The following is a 19087-nucleotide window of genomic DNA, read 5'->3' as shown; positions in this document are numbered from 1 at the left end:
CCGGCTGTCGACGGGCGAGGAGGTCACCGTCCAGCACGCGTCGGGGCACCGCCTCGAGCCGGGGGAGCGGGTCGGCGGGCTGGACGGCGCGCGGGCCGGAGGTGCGGCGGGACCTGCCGAGTCTCATCTGCCCAGACTAGGCCCCGGCGCATACCCCGCGCGGTATCCCCGGGGAGTGCTCATGCGGCGGCGCCGACCGCCGCCTGCTCCGGTGCCGGTCCGACCGCGACCGGGCGCCGCGCGGGCAGCACGCCGACCCGCTCCCCCGGCTCGAGGCGGTGCCCCGACGCGTGCTGGACGGTGACCTCCTCGCCCGTCGACAGCCGGACTGTCGAGCGCCGCACCGGCCCCAGGAAGCTCGAGGCGAGGACGACTCCGGGCAGGGAGTCGGGAGCGCCGTCGGCCACGACGGCGAGGTCCTCGGGGCGGAGGAACACCGACACGGGCCCGTCGGCCGCCGCCGCGTCGACGAGCGGCAGGCGCACGCCGAGCGCGAGGACCGATCCCGACGAGACCGTCCCCGCGACCACCGTCGAGAGGCCGACGAAGCGGGCCGTGAAGGCGGTCGCCGGGCGCGCGTAGAGGTCCTCCGGCGCGCCCAGCTGCTCGATCCGCCCGGCGTTCATCACGGCGACGCGGTCGGCGACGGCGAGCGCCTCCTCCTGGTCGTGCGTGACGAAGAACGTGGTGATGCCGATCTCGGACTGCAGGCGCTTGATCTCGTCGCGCAGCTGGACGCGGACCTTCGCGTCGAGGGCAGACAGCGGCTCGTCCAGCAGCAGCACCCGCGGCCGCGTGACGAGGGCGCGCGCGAGCGCCACCCGCTGCTGCTGGCCGCCGGAGAGCTCGTGCGCGTAGCGGTCGCCGAGGGCGCCGAGGCCCACGACCTCCAGCGCCTCCCCCGCGGCCGCCCGGCGCTGGCGCGCCCCGACTCCCCGGGTGCGCAGCCCGAACTCGACGTTCTCGCGCGCCCGCAGGTGCGGGAAGAGCGAGTACGACTGGAAGACCATGCCCATGTCGCGCTTCGCGACGGGGACGTGGGCGACGTCCTCCTCGTCGACGAGGATCCGCCCCGCGTCGATCCGCTCGAGACCACTGAGGGCGCGCAGGGCTGTGGTCTTGCCGCAGCCGGAGGGGCCGAGCAGCGCGATGAACTCACCCGGGGCCACGTCGAACGAGACGCCGTCGAGCGCTCGCGCGGAGCCGTAGTGCCGCTCCACGTCGACGAAGCGCACGCGGGCGCCGGGGAGGGTGGGAGCGGTCACGAGGAGCCTTTCGAGGAGCGCGCCCGGCCCGTCGGCAGGCCGATCCGCGCGAGGCGGCCGATCCCGATCAGGAGGGCGAAGGCGAAGAGGAGGGAGAGCAGCGAGAAGATCACGGCGACGTAGGCGTCGGACTTCGACACCTGCACCAGGCCGGTCTGGAGGGTGGTGCGGCTGAGGAGCGAGGCGATCGTGTACTCGCCGAGAACGACTGCGACGGTGATCAGCGCGGCCGCGACCAGGCCCCGGCGCAGGTTCGGCAGGAGGACCCTCCCGAGCACCGCGAGCGGGCCCGCGCCGAGCGAGCGGGCCGCTTCCGAGAGCGTCACGGCGTCGAGACCGGCGAGGTCCGCCGCCACGGCGCGGTAGGCGTAGGGCAGGACCAGCACCCCGTAGGCGAGAGCGAGCGTCCACGGCGCGGAGCCGGCGAGCCGGGTGACCACGGAGTAGACCGGCGCGAGGCCGACGACGAGGACGATGGCGGGCACGGTCAGCGGGAGCAGGCAGACCAGCTCCAGAGCCCGGCGCAGGCGCGGGAGCCGGATCTCGACGAGCAGCATCGTCGGCACCAGCAGGACCAGGACGATGAGGGCGGTGACGACGGCGAGGACCAGCGAGTTGCCGATCCCCTGGAACAGCGAGCGGTAGGCGCGCTCGTTCTCCGGGTCGAGGATCGCCGTCCAGTGCGAGAGGTCGTGGCCGCCGGCGCCGCGGAGCGTGAACTCCGCCATCGCGACGATCGGGACGGCGAACACCAGCCCGGTGATCACGAGCACCGCCCCGGACAGGAGCCGCGCGGGCCTCATCGCTGCCACCGCCGGGCCCGGCGCTGCAGCAGCGCGTACCCGGACATCAGGACCACCATCACCGCGAGCATCCCGAGCGCGAGGGCGCCCGCTAGGTTCTCGCGGCCCAGCACCGTCTCGCTGACCAGCGCGGCGCGGATCTGCAGCGGGACGATCTGCGCGCCCTGGCTGATCAGCGCCGCCGCGGTGGCGAAGGAGGAGAACGCGTTCGCGAACAGCAGCAGCACGCAGCCGAGGAACGACGGCGCCAGCACCGGGAGGGCCACGTGCAGCCAGTAGCCGAGCCGGCCCCCGCCGAGCACCGCGTTCGCCTCGGCCCACTCCGGACGCAGGCCCTCGAGCGCGGGCAGGAACGTGAGCACCATCAGGGGCACCTGGAAGTAGAGGTAGGGCAGGACGAGCCCGGGCAGCTGGTAGAGCCACACGCCGTCGGCGTAGAGGTCGACGCCCGCTCCCGCGAGGAGGGTGGTCACCAGCCCCTGCACGCCGATCGTCGCGATGAAGGCGAACGCGAGCATCACGCCGCCGAACTGCGCGAGGACGCTCGCCGCCGCATCGACGACGGTCCGGAGCGCCCCGCGCGGATCGGAGCCGAGCAGGGCCAGGCACACGACCGCGCCCAGCACCGCGCCGACGACGGCGGTCACGGCAGAGAGCCCGAGCGACGCGCCGAAGGCGGACAGCACGACGGGATCCCCGAGCGCGAGCACGTTAGCCGTGGTGAAGCGGCCGTCTCCGTCCGTGAATCCGGTCGCCACCGCGAGGACCGTGGGGACGGCCAGGAACAGCAGGACGTAGAGCGCGAAGGGGGCGACGCCCAGCACGGCCGGGGTGCCGCGCCGTCTCCGGGGCGCAGACGCCCCGGAGACGGCCTCGGCGGGAGCGGTGGTCACTGGATCGCCGCGGCCCACTTCTCGGCGAGGAGCGACGAGGCCGCCTCGGTCTGCTCCTCCGTGAACTGGACGAGGTCGGAGGGAGCGGCGCCGACGCCGTCGAGCGCGTCCTGGTCGACCGTGCCGGCCTCGGTCATCGCGGCCAGGCGCACCGGGTAGGCGCCGGCGGCGAGGTAGAGGTTCTGCGCGGCGTCGGAGTAGAGGTACTCCTGCCAGAGCCGCGCGGCCGCGGGGTGCGGAGCGTCGGCGTTGACCGCCTGGTTGTAGTAGCTGCCGACGGCGGAGCCCGGGAGGACTGTCGTCGTCCACTCGCGGGTGCCCTCGTTCGCCTTCCCGGCGGCGAGGTTGTTGTAGCTCCAGTCGAAGACGACCGGGGTCTCGCCCGAGGCGATGGTGGCGTCGGTCGGGTCCAGCGGCAGGAAGTTGCCGGCGTCGTTCAGCTTCTCGAAGAAGTCGATCCCCGCCTGGACGTCGTCGGCGGAGCCGCCGGACTGGAGAGCCGCGAGCTGCACTGCGGCCGCGGCGGCTCCCGCCTGGGTCGGGTCGCCGTTGATCGCGACCGAGCCGCGGTAGTCGGCGCCGAGGAGGTCCTCGAGCGACGTGGGCGCAGGCACCGAGTCCGCGTCGAACCCGATCGACATCAGGCCGGTGTAGTCGTTGACCCAGAGGCCCGACTCCTCCTTGTTCCCCTCGGGGATGTCGTCCCAGGACTCGACCTTGTACGACGCGAACATGTCCGTGTTCGCCAGAGCGACGGCCGGTCCCAGGTCGAACACGTCGGGAGCGGTGTCCTGCCCGGCGAGGTTCTTCGCCGTGCTGATCTCCTCCGCGGAGGAGACGTCGGGGTCGGCGGAGTTCACGGTGATGCCGTACTCGTCCTCGAAGCCGCTGATCAGCTCGCCGTAGTTCGCCCAGGTGTCGGGCAGGGCGATGACGTTGAGCTCGCCCTCGGCCTTCGCGGCCTCGACCAGGGCGTCCAGCCCGCCGAGGTCCGCGGCGGACGTGGCGGACGCCGCGTCCGCGCCGCCGCCGTCGGACGAGGCGGTGGCGCCGCCGGAGCAGGCCGAGAGCGTGAAGACGAGGGCGGTGCCGGCGGCGGCGACCGCGGCGGCGCGCGACAGGCGCTGAATGGTCAAGGGTCCTCCAGGAGTCGGGTGGGCCGCCCCGGTGGGACGGCCTCGGGCACGGTAGGAGCGCCGCGAGTCGGCGAGGGAGCGCGGCGGTGAATGCCGGGCGAACGCCGGGGGCCGAATCGGGGACGGCGATGTCGGGGGCGTTCGCTAGCGTGGGCGGACCATGACCGAGCAGCTCTCCGCCGCGCTGGCGCGCCGCATCGCCCTGGCGGCGCAGGGGTTCGGCGTCCCCCGTCCCTCCCGGGTCGACGCGCGCCGGGTGCGCGCCGCCGTGGACCGGATCCGCCCGCTCCAGCTCGACTCGGTGAACGTCTTCGAGCGGAGCCACTACCTGCCGCTGCTCGCGCGGCTCGGCCCGTACGATCGCTCCCTCCTCGACGCCGCGGCCTTCTCCCCCGACGGCCCCTACGTCGAGTACTGGGCCCACGAGGCCGCCCTCGTCCGCCGCGAGGATCTCCCGCTCTACCGCTGGCGGATGGAGCACTACCGCCGGGTCCGCCTGCCCGAGCACGAGGGCTGGGCCCACGAGAACCGCGCCACCCTCGACTGGCTCCGCGCCGCGCTCGCCGACGGTCCCCTCCGCGCCTCCGAGATCGAGCACGAGGCCAACGTCCGCACGGGACCCTGGTGGGGCTGGTCCGACATCAAGCGCGGCCTCGAGGTCCTGTTCCGCTAGGGCGAGGTGGTGACGGCGGGGCGCACGCGCTTCGAGCGCTCCTACGGTCTCGCCGAGCGGCTCCTCCCGAGCGCGGTGCTCGATGCCGACGTGCCCCTCCCCGACGCCGTCCGCGAGCTCGTGGGCCGGGCGGCCCGGGCTCACGGGATCGGCACCCTCGGCGACCTGGCCGATTACCACCGGCTGCTCCAGTCCCCCACGCGCGTCGCGATCGACGAGCTGGTCGAGGCGGGCGAGCTCGAGCGCGTCGAGGTGCGCGGCTGGGAGCGGGGCGGGCGACCCGTGCCGCTCTGGCGGCACGTCGACGCCCGACGCCCCCGCACGCTCCGGGCGGACGCGCTCCTCTCGCCGTTCGACCCCGTGGTCTGGCACCGGCCGAGGGCCGAGCTGTTCTTCGGCTTCCACTACCGGATCGAGATCTACACCCCGGCCGAGCAGCGGGTCCACGGCTACTACGTCCTCCCCGTGCTCCTCGACGACGTGATCGCTGCACGGGTCGACCTCAAGAGCGAGCGCAAGCGCCGGGTCCTCCTCGTGCAGGCCGCCTGGCTCGAGCCGGGGGCCCCGGCCGACACGCCGGAGCGGCTCGCCGCGCTGCTGGTCGAGGCGGCGGCCTGGCACCGCCTCGACGCCGTCGAGGTCGTCGGTCGCGGCGACCTCGCGGCCGCCCTCGCCGCAGCACTGCGGAGGATCGCGTGAGCGGGCCCGGCGGCGTCCTGGCGCTGGCGCTCTCGGAGCGCTGCGTCGCCCGTCTGCTCGAGCGCGGGAGCGTCGTCGGGGTCGGCACGGGCGAGCTCGCCCACGCGGCCGGCGTCTCCCTCCGGACCTTCCACCGGTACCTCGGCGGGAAGGAGGACTGCGTGCGCCCGGTGCTCGCCGCCGCGATCGCCGCGATGGGACGCGCCTTGCTCGAGCGCCCGGCCGCCGAGCCGCTGAACGCGGCGCTCGGTCACGCCTTCGCCGCGGCGGCCTCCGGTCCCCAGCTCGACCGCACCCTCCGGCTGATCCCCCTGCTGACCGAGACCTCGGCGATGCGCGCCGTCTGGGCGCAGTCGCTGCACGACGGCGAGGAGGCGCTGACGCCGTTCCTCGCGGAGCGGATGGGGCTCGGCCGCACGTCCCCGCACCGGGCGGCCGTCCTGGCCACCGTCGTCCTCGCCCTGGTCCGGCGGGCGCTGGTCGACGCGGCCGCGAGCGGCATCGACCCGGCGCCGGTCTTCGCCGAGTACCTGACGACCGTCGACGGCGGTCCGCTGGCGGCTCCGACCGGATGACGTCCCGTCCGGCGCGGTGGCGCGTGCCGCGCTGCCAGGGGCGGGATCCGGGCGGGCGGCGATCGTCGACGGGGCGTCGGCCGGATCGGCCTGCTAGAAGCGCGAGCCCATCTCGGAGAGGCGGGCGACGCGGTCCGCGATCGGCGGGTGGGTCGCGAAGAGGCGCGCGACCACTCCCGGCTTCGACGGGTCGGCGATCCAGAGGTGCGCCATCGAGCTGTTCTGCCGCCGCATCGGCCGGCCCGCGGACTCGAGCTTCAGCAGGGCGCGCGCGAGGGCGTCGGGGTGGCGGGTCGTCAGAGCACCGGTCGCATCGGCGAGGTACTCGCGCTGACGGGAGATCGAGAGCTGGACGACCGAGGCCACGATAGGCGCGAGGACCATCGACACCAGCCCGACGACCAGGAGCGCGGGGTTGCCCCCGCCGTTGCCGTTGCCGCCCCGCCCGAAGAAGGCCAGGCGGAGGAAGGCGTCCGAGAGGAAGCCCACTGCGACGACGAGACCGAAGACGATCATCGAGACGCGGATGTCGTAGTTGCGGACGTGGCCCAGCTCGTGGGCCATCACGCCCTCCAGCTCGGCGTCGTCCATGATCGCGAGCAGGCCGGTCGTCGCGGCGACGACGGCGTGCTCGGGATCACGGCCGGTCGCGAACGCGTTCGGTGCCGGGTCGTCGATCAGGTACACCTTCGGCATCGGCGTGCCCGTCGCGATCGAGAGGTTCTCGACGATGCGGTACAGCCTCGGCTCGTCCGCCTTCTCCACCGCCACGCCACCGCTGAGCGCGACCGCCTGGCGAGCGGCGAAGAAGTACTGGAAGAACGCGTACCCGGCGGCGATCACGAGGACCACCACGACGATCGTCGTGCTGCGGTAGACCGCTGCCGCCAGGGCGCCCAGGCCGCCGATGATCACCAGGAACAGGACGAGGATCAGAACCGTGTTGCGCTTGTTGCGGGCGATCGCGCTGTACACGGCGTCTGCCTAGAACTGGACGCGCGGGGGCTCCGAGATCGCGGCGAGATCGCCGACCTCGAAGAACTCGCGCTCCGAGAAGCCGAGCCGGCGCGAGAAGAGCGTGTTCGGGAAGACCTTCACCTTGGTGTTCATCTCGCGCACGCCGCCGTTGTAGAAGCGCCGGGCCGACTGGATCTTGTCCTCGGTGTCGACCAGCTCGCCCTGCAGCTGGAGGAAGTTCTGGCTCGCCTGCAGCTGGGGATACGCCTCCGCGACCGCGAAGATCGACTTCAGCGCGCTCTGCATGTGGTCCTCGGCGACCGACGCCTCCGCCGGGCCCTGGGCCTGGAGCGTCTCGGCGCGAGCCTGCGTCACCGACTCGAAGACCTGGCGCTCGTGCGAGGCGTAGCCCTTCACGGAGTCGATCACGTTGGGGATCAGATCCGCGCGGCGCTTCAGCTGGACGGTGATGTCGCTCCACGCCTCGTCCACGCGGACGTTGAGGGTGACCAGCGAGTTGTACGTCGCCCAGAGGTAGACCCCGAGGATGACGACGAGCGCGACGACGACGATGAGCGGGACGAGCCATTCCATGCCGTCCAGTGTAGGGACGGCGCGCTCCCCGGCACCTGTCGATGAGGCGCATTCGCAGGGGCGGGTCGGCCCTACTTGAGGGTCTTCTGCAGCAGGACGGTGCTGAGCCAGCGCTCGAACTTGAAGCCGACGCGGCCCATCCGGCCGACCTCGACGAATCCGAACTGCGCGTGCATCGCCAGCGACGCCTCCGCGCCCTTGTCGGCGATGACGGCCATGATCTGACGGATCCCCACGGCCTTCGCGCGCTCAAGGAGCTCGGCCATCAGCGCCCGGCCGAGGCCCTTCCCGGTGGAGGCCGCCCGCAGGTAGATCGAGTTCTCCACGGTGAAGCGGTACGCCCGCTTGGAGGACCACGGCGACACCATCGCGTAGCCGAGGATCTGGCCCGACGGCGAGACGGCCACGATGAAGGGCAGCCCGAGCTTCTGGTTGCGGGAGAACTTCGTCCGCCACTCCTTCAGCGTCGAGTCGTCCTCGTCGAAGGTCACCACCGTGTTGCGCACGTAGTGGTTGTAGATCTCGCGGATGTCCGGGAGGTCGGCGTCGCGGGCGTCGCGGATCTCGAACGAGAAGCCGGGCTCGGGAGGCGGCGCCTTCCGCAGGTGCGGCGGCAGGACGCGCCGGCTCTCGTACTCTTCCTCAAGCATCCGGCTCCCCTTCGGCTCCGCCCATCGATCCGGGCCAGCGTAGCCGCCCCGCGGGCGAGCGCCCGGTCACGCGAGAGCGCTCCAGTCGACCGGCTCCGCGCCGCGCTCCTCCAGGAGGGCGTTGGCGCGGCTGAACGGCCGGGAGCCGAAGAAGCCGCGCGAGGCCGACAGCGGGCTGGGGTGCGCGCTCTCGATCACTCCGGCCTCCCCCAGCATCGGGCGGAGCGACGCGGCGTCGCGGCCCCACAGGATCGCGACGAGAGGCGCGTCCCGGGCGGCCAGCGTGCGGATCGCGTGCTCGGTGACCGCCTCCCAGCCCTTCCCGCGGTGCGAGGCGGGAGCGCCGGGGGCGACGGTGAGGACCCGGTTGAGCAGCATCACGCCGCTCGAGGTCCAGCCGCTGAGGTCGCCGTGCTCGGGCGGCTCGACGCCGAGATCGTCCCGGAGCTCGCGGTGGATGTTCTGCAGGCTCCTCGGCAGCGGGCGCACGTGGCGCTCGACCGCGAAGGACAGCCCGATCGGGTGCCCGGGCGTCGGGTACGGGTCCTGTCCGACGATGAGGACGCGCACGTCCGCGAGCGGTGCGGCGAAGGCGCGGAGCACGTCGCGGCCCGCGGGGAGGTAGGGCCGGCCGGCCGCGACCTCGCCGCGGAGGAAGTCGCCCATCGCGGCGATGTCCCCGGCGACGGGGGCGAGCGCCTCCGCCCAGCCCCTGTCGATCAGTCCCGAGGCCGCGAGCTCAGCGAGGTCCACCGGGTCAGCCCGCCGCGAGCGTCGCGACGACGACTCCGGCGTCGCTGCCGCTCACGCGCCACACCGAGCCGGCGCCGCCGACGCGGAGCGCGCCGGTGCCGACGATCAGCACGGTGGACTCGTCGAGCGCGACGCCGCCGTCGACCAGGCCCGCCTCGACGGCCGCGACCAGGCGGCCGAGGGTCCCCCACTGCGCCGCGTGCACGTCGACCGTCACGTCGATGAGACCGATGCCCTCGAGCACCGTGACCTCGTCGAGCTCCTCCGCCGCGCCCTCCGGGACGACGGCGACGCCGCCGATCCGGTGGCCGCCGACGAGGGCGCGGTCGGCCGCGACGGCGGCTCCCGCCGAGTAGCCGGCGTACGGCACTCCGGAGGAGACGAGATCGCGCAGCCGCGGGAAGCAGGCCTCGAGCGCGTCGCGGTAGGCCGGGGTCAGCCCTCCGCCGACGAAGATCCCGTCGACGTCGTCGAAGACCGCGGGATCGATCCGGCCGCCCTCCGGCTTCATCACGGCGAACGCGTCGAGCGAGCCGACCGTCGCGAGCAGTGCCGCGTAGCCGGCGTAGGCCTCGGGGCCCAGCCCGTCGTGGACGACGACGATCGCGATGCGCGGGCCCTCGATCCGGCCGGCGTCGACCGCGTGGGCGCGCGCCTCCGCGAGGAACGCCCCGTACAGCTGCTGGTCGTGCTCGACGCCGCCTCCGCCGCCGATCAGGTGGACGCTCACTCGTCGTCCTCGGCGAGGGCTCCGTCCACCGGGGGCAGAGCCGACCAGGGGAAGACGATCCAGCGCGGGGTGCGGCGCCAGAAGAAATCGGGCTCGAGCACCGTGCGCGGCTTCGTGTACAGGGTCACGGTGCGCACCTCGGCACCCATCGCGCGGATGAGCTTCACCGAGAGGGCGAGGGTGTGGCCGGAGTCGGAGACGTCGTCGACCAGGAGGATGCGCTTGCCGCGCACGGACGCCTCGTCGAGCAGCGGCGGCAGCACCACGGGCTCCGCCAGGCGCGCCTCGACGCCGGTGTAGAACTCGACGTTCAGCGCCCCGCAGCTCTTGATGCCGAGCGCGTAGGCCACGGCGCCCGCGAGGAGCAGACCGCCGCGCGCGATGGCGACGACCAGCTCCGGCCGGTAGCCAGACGCGACCACGTCGTCGGCCAGGTGCCGAGCGGCGTCGCCGAACTCGAGCCAGCCGAGCACCTCCTTCTCCGTGGCGGCGAGGAGGGCGGCGGAGTCGTCGGCGTCGGAAACCATGAGGGACAGGCTAGGCCGTCGCGGGCCTCCGCGTCACATCGGTCAGGCGCGCGGGGCCAGGGGTCCCTTCGCGACCTTGTGCGGGGCCGCCTGCGCGACCGGCTTGATGGTCACGAGGTCGAGGTTGACGTGGGCGGGGAGCTCCACCGAGGAGACGATCGCAGCGGCGACGTCCTCCGCGACCAGCGGGTCGGGGACCTCGGCGTAGACCGCGTCGGCGCGCTCCCGGTCGCCGCCGAAGCGGACCAGCGAGAACTCGTCCGTGTGCACCATCCCCGGCGCGATCTCGATCACGCGGATCGGCTCGCCGGCCAGCTCGAGCCGCAGCACGGCGACCAGCGCGTGCGCGGCGTGCTTGGCGGCGTTGTACCCGCCTCCGCCCTCGTAAGCGACGTGGCCGGCGATCGAGGTGACCGTCACGATGTCCGCGGAGGTGCCGCTCCCCCGGATCCCGGCCCGCAGCAGCGGGAGCAGCGCGCTGGTCACGAGCTTCACCGAGAGCACGTTGATCTCGAACATGCGGCGCCAGTCCTCGGGGTCGGACCTCTCGACCGAGTCGAGTCCGAGCGCGCCGCCCGCGTTGTTCACGAGGGCGTGCACGGGCCCGGAGGAGGAGAGGTGGTCGCGCAGAGCGTCGACCTGGGCGGCGTCGGTGAGGTCGGCGGCGAAGTACCCGGCGCCGGTCTCGGCGGCGAGCGCCTCCAGCCGGTCGCGCCGGCGCGCGACGGCGACGACCTCCCAGCCGTGGTCGCGGAACAGGCGGACCGTGGCCGCCCCGATCCCTGAACTCGCTCCTGTCACGACAACGCGTCGATCCACGCCCGTCCCCTTCCGTCAAGCCTCGGACACCCTCGACTCCGTCGTCGCAGGCCAACGCTAGTCTGGCCGCGTGCCGCCCGCCGACCCGGTTCCCGCGACCGCCGGGACAGCCGTCACCCCGAAGCGCCGCGTTCCCCTCTGGGACAACGCGCGCTTCGTCTGCGTGACCCTCGTCGTGATCGGGCACGGCGTCCAGCGGCTGACTGCCAACTCCGACACCTCGCTCATCGTCTACCTGACGATCTACGCCTTCCACATGCCGGCCTTCGCGATCATCTCGGGCTACTTCTCCAAGAGCGGCGCACCGAGCGGGCGCGCGATGCGGCGGGTGCTGACCGACATCCTCCTGCCCTACCTGATCATGGAGACGATCTGGACCCTGGTGCAGTTCCTGGTCGAGGGCAAGCAGGAGTTCAACCCGACGAAGCCGAGCTGGACGCTGTGGTTCCTGCTCGCGCTGGGCATCTTCCGCCTCGTCCTCCCCTACCTGGCGCTGCTGCGCTGGCCGCTGCTGATCAGCGTGGTGCTCGCGGTCGGGGTCAGCTACTACGACAACATCGACTCGACCTTCTCGCTCGCGCGCGCGATCGGGATCCTGCCGTTCTTCGTGTTCGGCTGGCGCCTGCGCGGCTTCGCCCCCGGCGGCCGCTCCGCCGTCGGCCGCTGGCTCGATCAGCCTCCGTCGCGGGTGCTCCTCGCCCGGATCCTCGCGGTCGTCCTCTTCGCGGTCACGGCGGTCGTCATGACCGTCAACATCGAGGCGTTCCGCGCAGCGGACCTGCGCTACTGGTTCTTCTACGACCGCCCCTACGACGCCCTCGGCGAGACCCAGTGGTGGGCCGGACTGGTGCGGCTGGCCCTGATGGCCGGAGCGGTCGTGCTCTCGCTCGCGCTCTTCGCGCTGGTGCCCCGCCGCCGCACCCCGCTCACCGCCTGGGGGCAGTCGACGATGTACGTCTACCTCCTCCACAGCTTCGTCCTCTATCCGCTGCGGGAGTCCGGGATCCTCTCGCAGACGGAGAGCACGCTCGCCCTCGTGCTGATGATCGTGTTCTGCATCGCGGTCTCGGTCGCGCTCTCGCTGGGCTGGACCCGCACCGTCTTCCACCGGCTGGTCGAGCCCCGCGCGGCCTGGCTCTTCGCCCCGGTGGCCGACGAGAGGCCTCCGCGCCCGGACCGCGCCGACCCCACGGGCGCCAAGCGCGACCGGCAGCCCGAGCGGCGCTGACGGCCGTTACCCCGTGTGTCGGCGGTCCTGGCCGCCCGGCGGGCCCCCGCGTACGCTCGTCGCGACGGAGAACGGCCCCGTCCCCGACCCCGACGATCCGATGGGAAGCACCATGACCGACTCCGAGAAGTGGCAGTTCGAGACCAAGCAGATCCACTCGGGCGCCGCGCCGGACCCGGTGACCAAGGCCCGCGCGACGCCGATCTACCAGACCACCTCCTACGTCTTCGACAACGCGGAGCACGCCCAGAACCTGTTCGCGCTGGCCGAGTTCGGGAACATCTACACCCGCATCCAGAATCCGACCCAGGCGGTCGTGGAGGAGCGGCTCACCGCCCTCGAGGGCGGCTCCGGCGCCCTGCTGCTCGCCTCGGGCCAGGCCGCCGAGACCGCGGCCGTGCTGAACATCGCCCAGGCCGGCGACCACATCGTCTCGTCGTCCTCGATCTACGGCGGCACCTACAACCTCTTCAAGTACACCCTCGCCAAGCTCGGCATCGAGACGACCTTCGTCGAGAACCAGGACGACCGCGAGGAGTGGCGCCGCGCCGTCCGCCCGAACACGAAGCTGTTCTTCGCCGAGACCGTCGGCAACCCCAAGATCAACATCCTCGACATCCGCACCGTGGCCGATGTCGCGCACGACGCGGGCGTGCCCCTGATCGTCGACAACACCATCGCGACGCCCTACCTGATCCGCCCCTTCGAGCACGGCGCGGACATCATCGTGCACTCGGCGACCAAGTTCCTCGGCGGCCACGGCACGGTCATCGGCGGAGCGATCGTCGACGGCGGACGCTTCTCGTGGACCGCGAACGCCGAGCGATTCCCCGGCCTCACCACGCCGGACGAGTCGTACCACGGCGCCGTCTACACCGACGCGGTCGGCGACTCCCTCGCCTACATCATCAAGGCCCGCGTGCAGCTGCTGCGCGACCTCGGCGCCTCGATCGCCCCGGCGAGCGCCTGGCAGCTCATCCAGGGCATCGAGACCCTCTCGCTCCGGATCGAGCGCCACGTGCAGAACGCGCAGGAGATCGCGGAGTACCTCGAGAACCACTCCGACATCGCCTCGGTGAACTACTCGGGCCTGCCCACCTCGCCCTGGTACGCCGCGGCCAACCGCTACGCGCCGAAGGGCGTGGGCGCGGTGCTCTCGTTCGAGCTCAAGGGCGGAGTGGACGCCGGCCGGGCCTTCGTCGACTCGCTGGAGCTGTTCTCGCACCTGGCCAACATCGGCGACGTCCGCTCGCTCGTCATCCACCCCGCGTCGACCACGCACTCGCAGCTCTCGCCCGAGCAGCAGCTGACCGCCGGCGTCACTCCGGGCCTGGTGCGCCTGTCGGTGGGACTCGAGAACGTCGACGACCTCCGCGCCGACCTCGACCAGGCCCTCCGCGCCGCGCGCGCCGTCGTCGAGGCCTCCCGCGCGAACGCCTGAGGCCCCTCGGCGCCCTGACGGGGTCCCCGTCCGCGGGGATCGCGTCGGGGCGCTCCGCGCGCGGGCGGAGGAGCGCGGGAGCAGGGCGTAACAAACGGCTCCGCCCTGCGGCGCTCTGACACGATGGACAGCGCTATGGACTGGCAGCAGACACTCGAGGACACGGTCCCGTCGGCGTTCGTCACCGAGCGCCAGCTCCTCTCGGTCATCGGCAAGCCGCCCGCCACCGGAGCCTGGCGCGACGGCGACCACCCGGGCGGACGCCGCTTCGTCGACCTCGGCCCGTTCGACTTCGAGGCGGGCGGCCGACTCCCCCACGCCCGGATCGCCTTCGAGAGCTGGGGCGCGCTGAACGAGCGCCGCGACAACGCCGTCCTCGTCCTGCACGCGCTGACCGGCGACTCCCACCTGCTCGGCCGCGGCGATCCCGGCCACGCGACGGACGGCTGGTGGTCGGGACTCGTCGGCCCCGGCCTCGTGATCGACACCGACCGCTTCTTCGTGGTCGCCCCGAACATGCTCGGCGGCTGCCAGGGCTCCACGGGGCCCGCGTCCCTCGCCCCCGACGGCCACGAGTGGGGCGCACGGTTCCCGTACACGAGCATCCGCGACCAGGTGCGGGCGCAGGTGCAGTTCAGCGACCTGCTCGGCGTCGAGCGCTGGCACACCGTCATCGGCGGCTCGATGGGCGGGATGCAGGCGCTGGAGTGGGGGATCGACCACGCGGAGCGGGTCGCGCGCCTCGCGGTCCTCGCAGCACCCCCGCGGGCCACGGCCGACCAGATCGCCCTCAACTTCGTGCAGCTCGAGGCGATCCGCAACGACGCGGCCTTCGCGGGCGGCTCCTACTACGACGCCGGCGACGGCCAGGGCCCGTACCACGGCCTCGCGCTCGCCCGCCGGATGGCACTGCTCAACTACCGCAGCCCCTCCGAGCTCAACGACCGCTTCGAGCGCAGCTGGCAGTCGGGGCTCAGCCCGCTCGGCGGCGGCGGCCGCTTCGCCGTGGAGTCGTACCTCGACTTCCACGGCAACAAGTTCACCCGCCGCTTCGACGCGAACAGCTACATCACGCTGGTCGAGGCGATGAACTCGCACGACGTCGGCCGCGGCCGGGGCGGCGAGGCGGCCGCCCTCTCCCGGATCACCAGCCCGACCCTCGTCCTCGGCATCGACAGCGACCGGCTCTTCCCGGTCGAGGGCCAGCGGATCATCGCGGCGCACGCTCCCGGCGCCCTCGACGGCGGAGAGGTCGCGGTGATCACCTCGACGTTCGGCCACGACGGCTTCCTCATCGAGGACGACGCAGTCGGCGCGCACCTCGCCCGGCTGCTGGCGCATCCCGCGACGGCCTGACCCGCCCGACCCCGGCGCGGTTCGTCGCCCCGAACCGCGCCGACCGACCCGGGCAGTGGCTATCGTGAGACGGGGGCCAGCCCCGCGCCACGACCGGAGGGGGCCAGAGCGTGCCGATGATCCGCAGCGCCCGCGAGCGCGACCGGCTGCTGCGCCACTCCGCCTGCGGGATCGGCCTGCTCACGGAGGCGGGGGCGCTCGGCATGGCCCTCATCCCCGGGACGCTCCAGCCCGCCGCCGTGCCGTTCGCCGTCGCGCTGCTCCTGGGCATGATGGCCGCCCACGTCGAGCTCGCCCGGACGGGGCGCCGCAGCCGAGTGATCGCGGTCGCCGTCGGCGGCCTGCTGCTGGGCTGGGGCCTCGCGCTGGGGCTCGCTCCGGGCGCCGACTTCGCCGGGTTCGTCCTGGTCAACACCGCGAACGCCGTGACCGCGAGCATCGCCGTGGTCGTGACGACGTCCGCGCGCCGCCTGCTCCTGCTGCTGCCGGTGCTCCTCCCGAGCCTGATCCCGTCGGTGCTCGTCTCGAGCGGCACCATGATCCCCACCGTGGTCGTCCAGAGCCTGCTGCCCTGGGGCACGCTCTGCGGCTTCGCCCTCTGGATCGGCACAGCGGTCCCGCGGGTGGTGCGGCGGATCGACAGCATCGGCAACGCCCACCGCGTGGAGCGCCTCGCCAGCGAGACGGAGGCGCAGCGCCGGCAGGGCGCGCGGCTCCTGCACGACACGGTGCTGGCCACCCTCACGCTCCTCGCGCACTCGGGACGCGGAGTGTCCGTCGACGCGCTCCGGCAGCAGGCGGCGCAGGACGCGCAGCTCCTGCGCCAGCTCCGGCTCGGCGGGACCCCCACCCCGAGCGCGTCCGGCTCCTACCAGCTGACCAGCGTCACCTCCGCCCCGGCGGCCAACACACTCGAGAACGTCCGCAACCGCTTCGGCCGGATGGGGCTCGACGTGATCTGGCACGGCTCCGGCCAGGTGGCGCTCACCGGCGCGGCCCTCGACTCCTTCGTGCTCGCCCTGGCGGAGTGCCTCGAGAACGTGCGCCGCCACTCCGGCGTCGCCTCGGCCGACGTGACGATCACCGAGGACGAGACGACCGTCCGCGCGATGGTCACGGACGCGGGCGCGGGCTTCGACATCGCGACCGTCCCCGACACGAAGCTCGGCTTCAAGGAGTCGGTGATCGCCCGGCTCGGCGACGTCGGCGGCCGCACCCGCCTGTTCAGCGCCCCCGGATCGGGGACGACCGTGGTGCTGGAGGTCCCGAAGTGAGCCCCGCACCGGAGTCTCGGGCCCCGCTGCTGGGACGCGTGCCCGCGACGCACGGCCGCTCCTCCCGGTCGGCCCGCTCGGTCCGCCGCCAGCAGGAGGGGCTCGGCACCAACTACCTCGGCAGCGGCCTCAACGGCATCGCCGCCGCGATCCTCACCTACGAGCTGCTGATCTTCCTCTCGACCTCCGCCCGCTACAGCGACCTCGCGCCCGCGGCGATCGCCTGGGTCCTCGTCGTCCTGGCCTTCGGGGCCACCGTCCTCGCGATCCACCTCGGCGGACGCCGCCTCCCGCTCCCGGTCTACCTCTGCTTCCTCGTCGCCGTCGGAGCCGCCGTCGTGCTCGACCTGGTGGCCGTGACCGACTCCGGCGCGGCCCGCACGGTCCCCACCGCTGCGGTCGCGGGCGCCGTCGCGCACGCCGCGCTGATCGTCCACCGGCGCGGGATCGAGATCCTCGCGGTGAGCGCCCTCGTCGCGATCGCCGAGGTGATCGCGTTCCTCTCGATGGAGTCGGGCGGCGCGGGCGCGCTCTCGGTGCGCATCAGCGCCCTCGTGGTGACGATCGCGCCGGCCGTCGTCGTAGTCGTGATGATGCGCGGATTCCGCCGGATGGTCCAGCTCGAGATCGACCGCGCCCTCGTGCAGAGCACCACGCTCGGCCCGCGCTACGCGGTCGGGATGCTCGCCTCGGAGGAGCTCGCACGGCTCGACCTCGCCGCCGAGCGCCTCCTCGCCGAGGTGGGCGACGGCTCGGTCCGCCTGCCCCTCGACGCCCAGCGCGCCGCCCACGCGACCTCGCTCGCCACCCAGCTCCGCCTCCACCTCATCGAGGGGCGGCGCGAGACCTGGCTGCACCATGCCGTGCTCGAGTCCGAGCTGCTCGCGCCGCTCGTCGAGCTCGACGACCCGGACGGCACCGCCGGACTCCTCGGGCACCAGCAGCGCGACGGGCTCCTCTCGGCGATCTGGCTGATGGCCGACAGCGCGACCGGGCTCGCCGTGGTCCTCCACGTCGAGTCGGGCAGTCCCCGCGATCCCGGAGCCGGGACGGCCGCCCGAGGACTGCTCGTGCCGATCACGCTCCGCTCCTCAGGCGCGCCCCTGCGCGGCGTCGATCCGGCAACGTGGGAGGCTATCGCTCAGGTCGGCGTCTTCCGCGACACCTCGCGCGACGGGGAGCTCCGGATCGAGATCGACTGCCTGGTCGAGAATCCCGCCGACCGGTGAGCAGCCGCCGAGAGACCGCCGACGACCGCCGACCGAAGGACACCGATGACACCCACCGCTGACGCGAAGATCACTCTCGCGGTCGTGGACGACCACAAGATGCTCCTCGGAGCGCTCACGGAGTGGATCCGCGGAGCCGCCTCCGACATCCAGCTGGTGGCCGCGGTCGCCTCCTGGCCCGAGCTGCTCACGCACCCCGAGTTCCCCGTCGACGTCGTCCTCCTCGACCTCGACCTCAAGGACAACATCCCGATCTCGGTGAAGCTCTCGACCCTCAAGACCACCGGGGTGAAGACCGTGCTGATGAGCACCTACTCCGAGCCCGCCGTGGTCCGCGAGGCGCTCGCCTCAGGAGCCCTCGGCTACCTGGTGAAGACCGAGGACGCGGACATGATCGTCGAGGCGATCCGCGCGGCCAAGGACGGCCACTCCTACATCTCGCACGAGCTCGACATGGCGCTCTCCACCGGCGACTCCGACGGAGCGCCGAAGCTCAGCGCGCAGGAGCGCCGCGTGATGGCCCTCTACGGCGGCGGCGAGCCGGTGAAGTCGGTCGCGTTCGAGCTGGGCATCTCGGAGGAGACGGCGAAGTCGTACCTCAAGCGGATCCGCGAGAAGTACCGCGTCGTCGGCATCGACGTCGGCACGAAGGTGGCGCTCCGCAAGCGCGCCATCCACGACGGGATCCTCATCGAGACGGATTGAGTCCTCTTCCGCGGCGGTCCCCGCCCGCCGCGGCGCGGTCGGCTTCACGACGTGGCGCGTTCCGCAGAGCGGGGTGCGTCGCCCGGCATCGATCCGCTGACACGCGGATCACTGTCGACGGGCTCCACGAAAGGCGCGGCGGTCCCCGCCCGCCGCGGCGCGGTCGGCTTCACGACGTGGCGCGTTCCGCAGAGCGAGGTGCGTCGCCCGGCATCGATCCGCTGACTCGCGGATCGCTGTCGACGGGCTCCGCCTCGTCGAGCGGCGGCCACCTGCTCCTGCGGTCGAGCAGGGCGGGCGTGCCCGAGTCGTGCCGGTCGAGTAGCCGCGAGACGCGGCCTATCGAGACCCACCAGGCACGGGCAACGGGTCGATGCTGGTCGAGACGCCGCGGGACGCGGGGAATCGAGACCCACCGGACCGGGACTGCCCGTGCTCCTGCGGGCCCGCGTCAGGGGGCCAGGACGGCGACCGTCATGCCGGGCGTCGCGGCGGGGGCGTCCATCGCGGCGAGGGCGTCGGGCAGGTCCTCGAAGGCGATGGTGCGGCCGACGGAGTCGGCGGGGCGCAGACGGCCGGCGACGATGTCGTCGAGGAGGGCCGTGTAGCCGCTCCGGGCGATGCCGTGGCTGCCCAGCAGCTCCAGCTCCTGGGCGATGACCCGGCCGAGCGGGATCGCCGGTGCGGCGTCGGGCCCGAGGAGCAGACCCACCTGCACGTGCCGGCCCCGCGGGCGCAGAGCGGCGATCGACGCCGTCGGAAGCAGCGTCACGGCGGAGG

At 73.1% G+C, this 19087-nt stretch carries 18 protein-coding genes and 2 pseudogenes; 8 read left to right on the top strand and 12 right to left on the bottom strand.

All coding sequences use genetic code 11. The features are described from left to right. Positions 1-179: 179 nt before the first annotated feature. From C5C27_RS11790 to C5C27_RS11775, 4 genes are read right to left on the bottom strand one after another with little or no spacing between them, the layout of a single operon-like run. Positions 180-1265, bottom strand: a complete 1086-nt coding sequence (locus C5C27_RS11790; RefSeq protein WP_104314456.1) for an ABC transporter ATP-binding protein — start codon at positions 1263-1265, stop codon at positions 180-182. Then, positions 1262-2068: an ABC transporter permease gene (locus tag C5C27_RS11785; RefSeq protein WP_104314455.1), complete on the bottom strand. Its 807-nt coding sequence runs from the start codon at positions 2066-2068 to the stop codon at positions 1262-1264. Before C5C27_RS11785 ends, C5C27_RS11790 begins: the two co-directional genes overlap by 4 nt. Then, complete coding sequence (locus C5C27_RS11780) at positions 2065-2961, bottom strand: ABC transporter permease subunit (protein WP_104314458.1); 897 nt, start codon at positions 2959-2961, stop codon at positions 2065-2067. The genes C5C27_RS11785 and C5C27_RS11780 overlap by 4 nt, the downstream gene beginning before the upstream one ends. Then, positions 2958-4097 (bottom strand): ABC transporter substrate-binding protein, encoded by a 1140-nt coding sequence (locus tag C5C27_RS11775; protein WP_104314454.1) that lies wholly within the window; start codon positions 4095-4097, stop codon positions 2958-2960. The genes C5C27_RS11780 and C5C27_RS11775 overlap by 4 nt, the downstream gene beginning before the upstream one ends. Before the next feature lie 160 nt (positions 4098-4257). On the opposite strand from C5C27_RS11775, the pseudogene C5C27_RS11770 reads away from it, so the two are divergent. Both C5C27_RS11770 and C5C27_RS11765 read left to right on the top strand, forming a co-directional pair. Then, a pseudogene (locus C5C27_RS11770) lies at positions 4258-5469 on the top strand (winged helix-turn-helix domain-containing protein). Continuing rightward, a complete protein-coding gene (locus C5C27_RS11765; RefSeq protein ID WP_104249527.1) occupies positions 5466-6044 on the top strand; it encodes a TetR/AcrR family transcriptional regulator in 579 nt (192 codons plus the stop codon). The pseudogene C5C27_RS11770 and the gene C5C27_RS11765 overlap by 4 nt, the downstream one beginning before the upstream one ends. A gap of 93 nt (positions 6045-6137) precedes the next feature. Here the strand turns inward: C5C27_RS11765 and C5C27_RS11760 are convergent, their stop codons facing one another. The 7 genes from C5C27_RS11760 to C5C27_RS11730 all read right to left on the bottom strand — a co-directional run bounded on the left by C5C27_RS11760 (position 6138) and on the right by C5C27_RS11730 (position 11074). Continuing rightward, positions 6138-7019: a M48 family metalloprotease gene (locus C5C27_RS11760; RefSeq protein ID WP_104314453.1), complete on the bottom strand. Its 882-nt coding sequence runs from the start codon at positions 7017-7019 to the stop codon at positions 6138-6140. A 9-nt stretch (positions 7020-7028) separates the two neighbouring features. Then, a complete protein-coding gene (locus C5C27_RS11755) occupies positions 7029-7595 on the bottom strand; it encodes a LemA family protein (RefSeq protein WP_104225511.1) in 567 nt (188 codons plus the stop codon). A gap of 71 nt (positions 7596-7666) precedes the next feature. Beyond that, entirely contained in the window at positions 7667-8245 is a 579-nt protein-coding gene (locus tag C5C27_RS11750) for a GNAT family N-acetyltransferase (protein ID WP_104224438.1), read from the bottom strand. Between the two features lie 66 nt (positions 8246-8311). Further along, a complete protein-coding gene (locus C5C27_RS11745; RefSeq protein WP_104314452.1) occupies positions 8312-8998 on the bottom strand; it encodes a uracil-DNA glycosylase in 687 nt (228 codons plus the stop codon). A 4-nt stretch (positions 8999-9002) separates the two neighbouring features. Continuing rightward, positions 9003-9728 (bottom strand): peptidase S51, encoded by a 726-nt coding sequence (locus tag C5C27_RS11740; protein ID WP_104314451.1) that lies wholly within the window; start codon positions 9726-9728, stop codon positions 9003-9005. After that, positions 9725-10255 (bottom strand): phosphoribosyltransferase, encoded by a 531-nt coding sequence (locus C5C27_RS11735; RefSeq protein WP_104224441.1) that lies wholly within the window; start codon positions 10253-10255, stop codon positions 9725-9727. Before C5C27_RS11735 ends, C5C27_RS11740 begins: the two co-directional genes overlap by 4 nt. A 42-nt stretch (positions 10256-10297) precedes the next feature. Then, positions 10298-11074 (bottom strand): SDR family oxidoreductase, encoded by a 777-nt coding sequence (locus C5C27_RS11730; protein WP_258060501.1) that lies wholly within the window; start codon positions 11072-11074, stop codon positions 10298-10300. 70 nt (positions 11075-11144) lie between these two features. Between C5C27_RS11730 and C5C27_RS11725 the strand changes: the two genes are divergently transcribed. The 6 genes from C5C27_RS11725 (at position 11145) to C5C27_RS11700 (ending at position 18307) form a co-directional block, all read left to right on the top strand. Beyond that, positions 11145-12302: an acyltransferase family protein gene (locus tag C5C27_RS11725; RefSeq protein ID WP_104314450.1), complete on the top strand. Its 1158-nt coding sequence runs from the start codon at positions 11145-11147 to the stop codon at positions 12300-12302. A 112-nt stretch (positions 12303-12414) separates the two neighbouring features. Further along, the gene (locus C5C27_RS11720) at positions 12415-13743 is read left to right on the top strand and encodes a bifunctional o-acetylhomoserine/o-acetylserine sulfhydrylase (RefSeq protein WP_104237865.1); all 1329 of its coding nucleotides are present in this window, start codon (positions 12415-12417) and stop codon (positions 13741-13743) included. A gap of 135 nt (positions 13744-13878) precedes the next feature. Continuing rightward, positions 13879-15099: a homoserine O-acetyltransferase gene (locus C5C27_RS11715; RefSeq protein ID WP_104314449.1), complete on the top strand. Its 1221-nt coding sequence runs from the start codon at positions 13879-13881 to the stop codon at positions 15097-15099. Between the two features lie 116 nt (positions 15100-15215). After that, positions 15216-16373 (top strand): sensor histidine kinase, encoded by a 1158-nt coding sequence (locus C5C27_RS11710; RefSeq protein WP_104314457.1) that lies wholly within the window; start codon positions 15216-15218, stop codon positions 16371-16373. Positions 16374-16411: 38 nt separating this feature from the next. Beyond that, a complete protein-coding gene (locus C5C27_RS11705; RefSeq protein WP_104237842.1) occupies positions 16412-17602 on the top strand; it encodes a hypothetical protein in 1191 nt (396 codons plus the stop codon). 45 nt (positions 17603-17647) lie between these two features. Continuing rightward, positions 17648-18307 carry a response regulator gene (locus C5C27_RS11700; protein ID WP_104224447.1) on the top strand — a complete coding sequence of 220 codons (660 nt, stop codon included), beginning with the start codon at positions 17648-17650 and terminating at the stop codon, positions 18305-18307. Between the two features lie 451 nt (positions 18308-18758). On the opposite strand, the pseudogene C5C27_RS11695 reads toward C5C27_RS11700, so the two are convergent. Then, positions 18759-19087 (bottom strand): annotated as a pseudogene (locus tag C5C27_RS11695) (alcohol dehydrogenase); the annotation flags it as partial.

Origin of the sequence: Rathayibacter sp. AY2B7, assembly GCF_002931635.1 — a bacterium.
Lineage (GTDB): Bacteria > Actinomycetota > Actinomycetes > Actinomycetales > Microbacteriaceae > Rathayibacter.
This window is presented reverse-complemented; position numbering and strand designations above follow the sequence as displayed.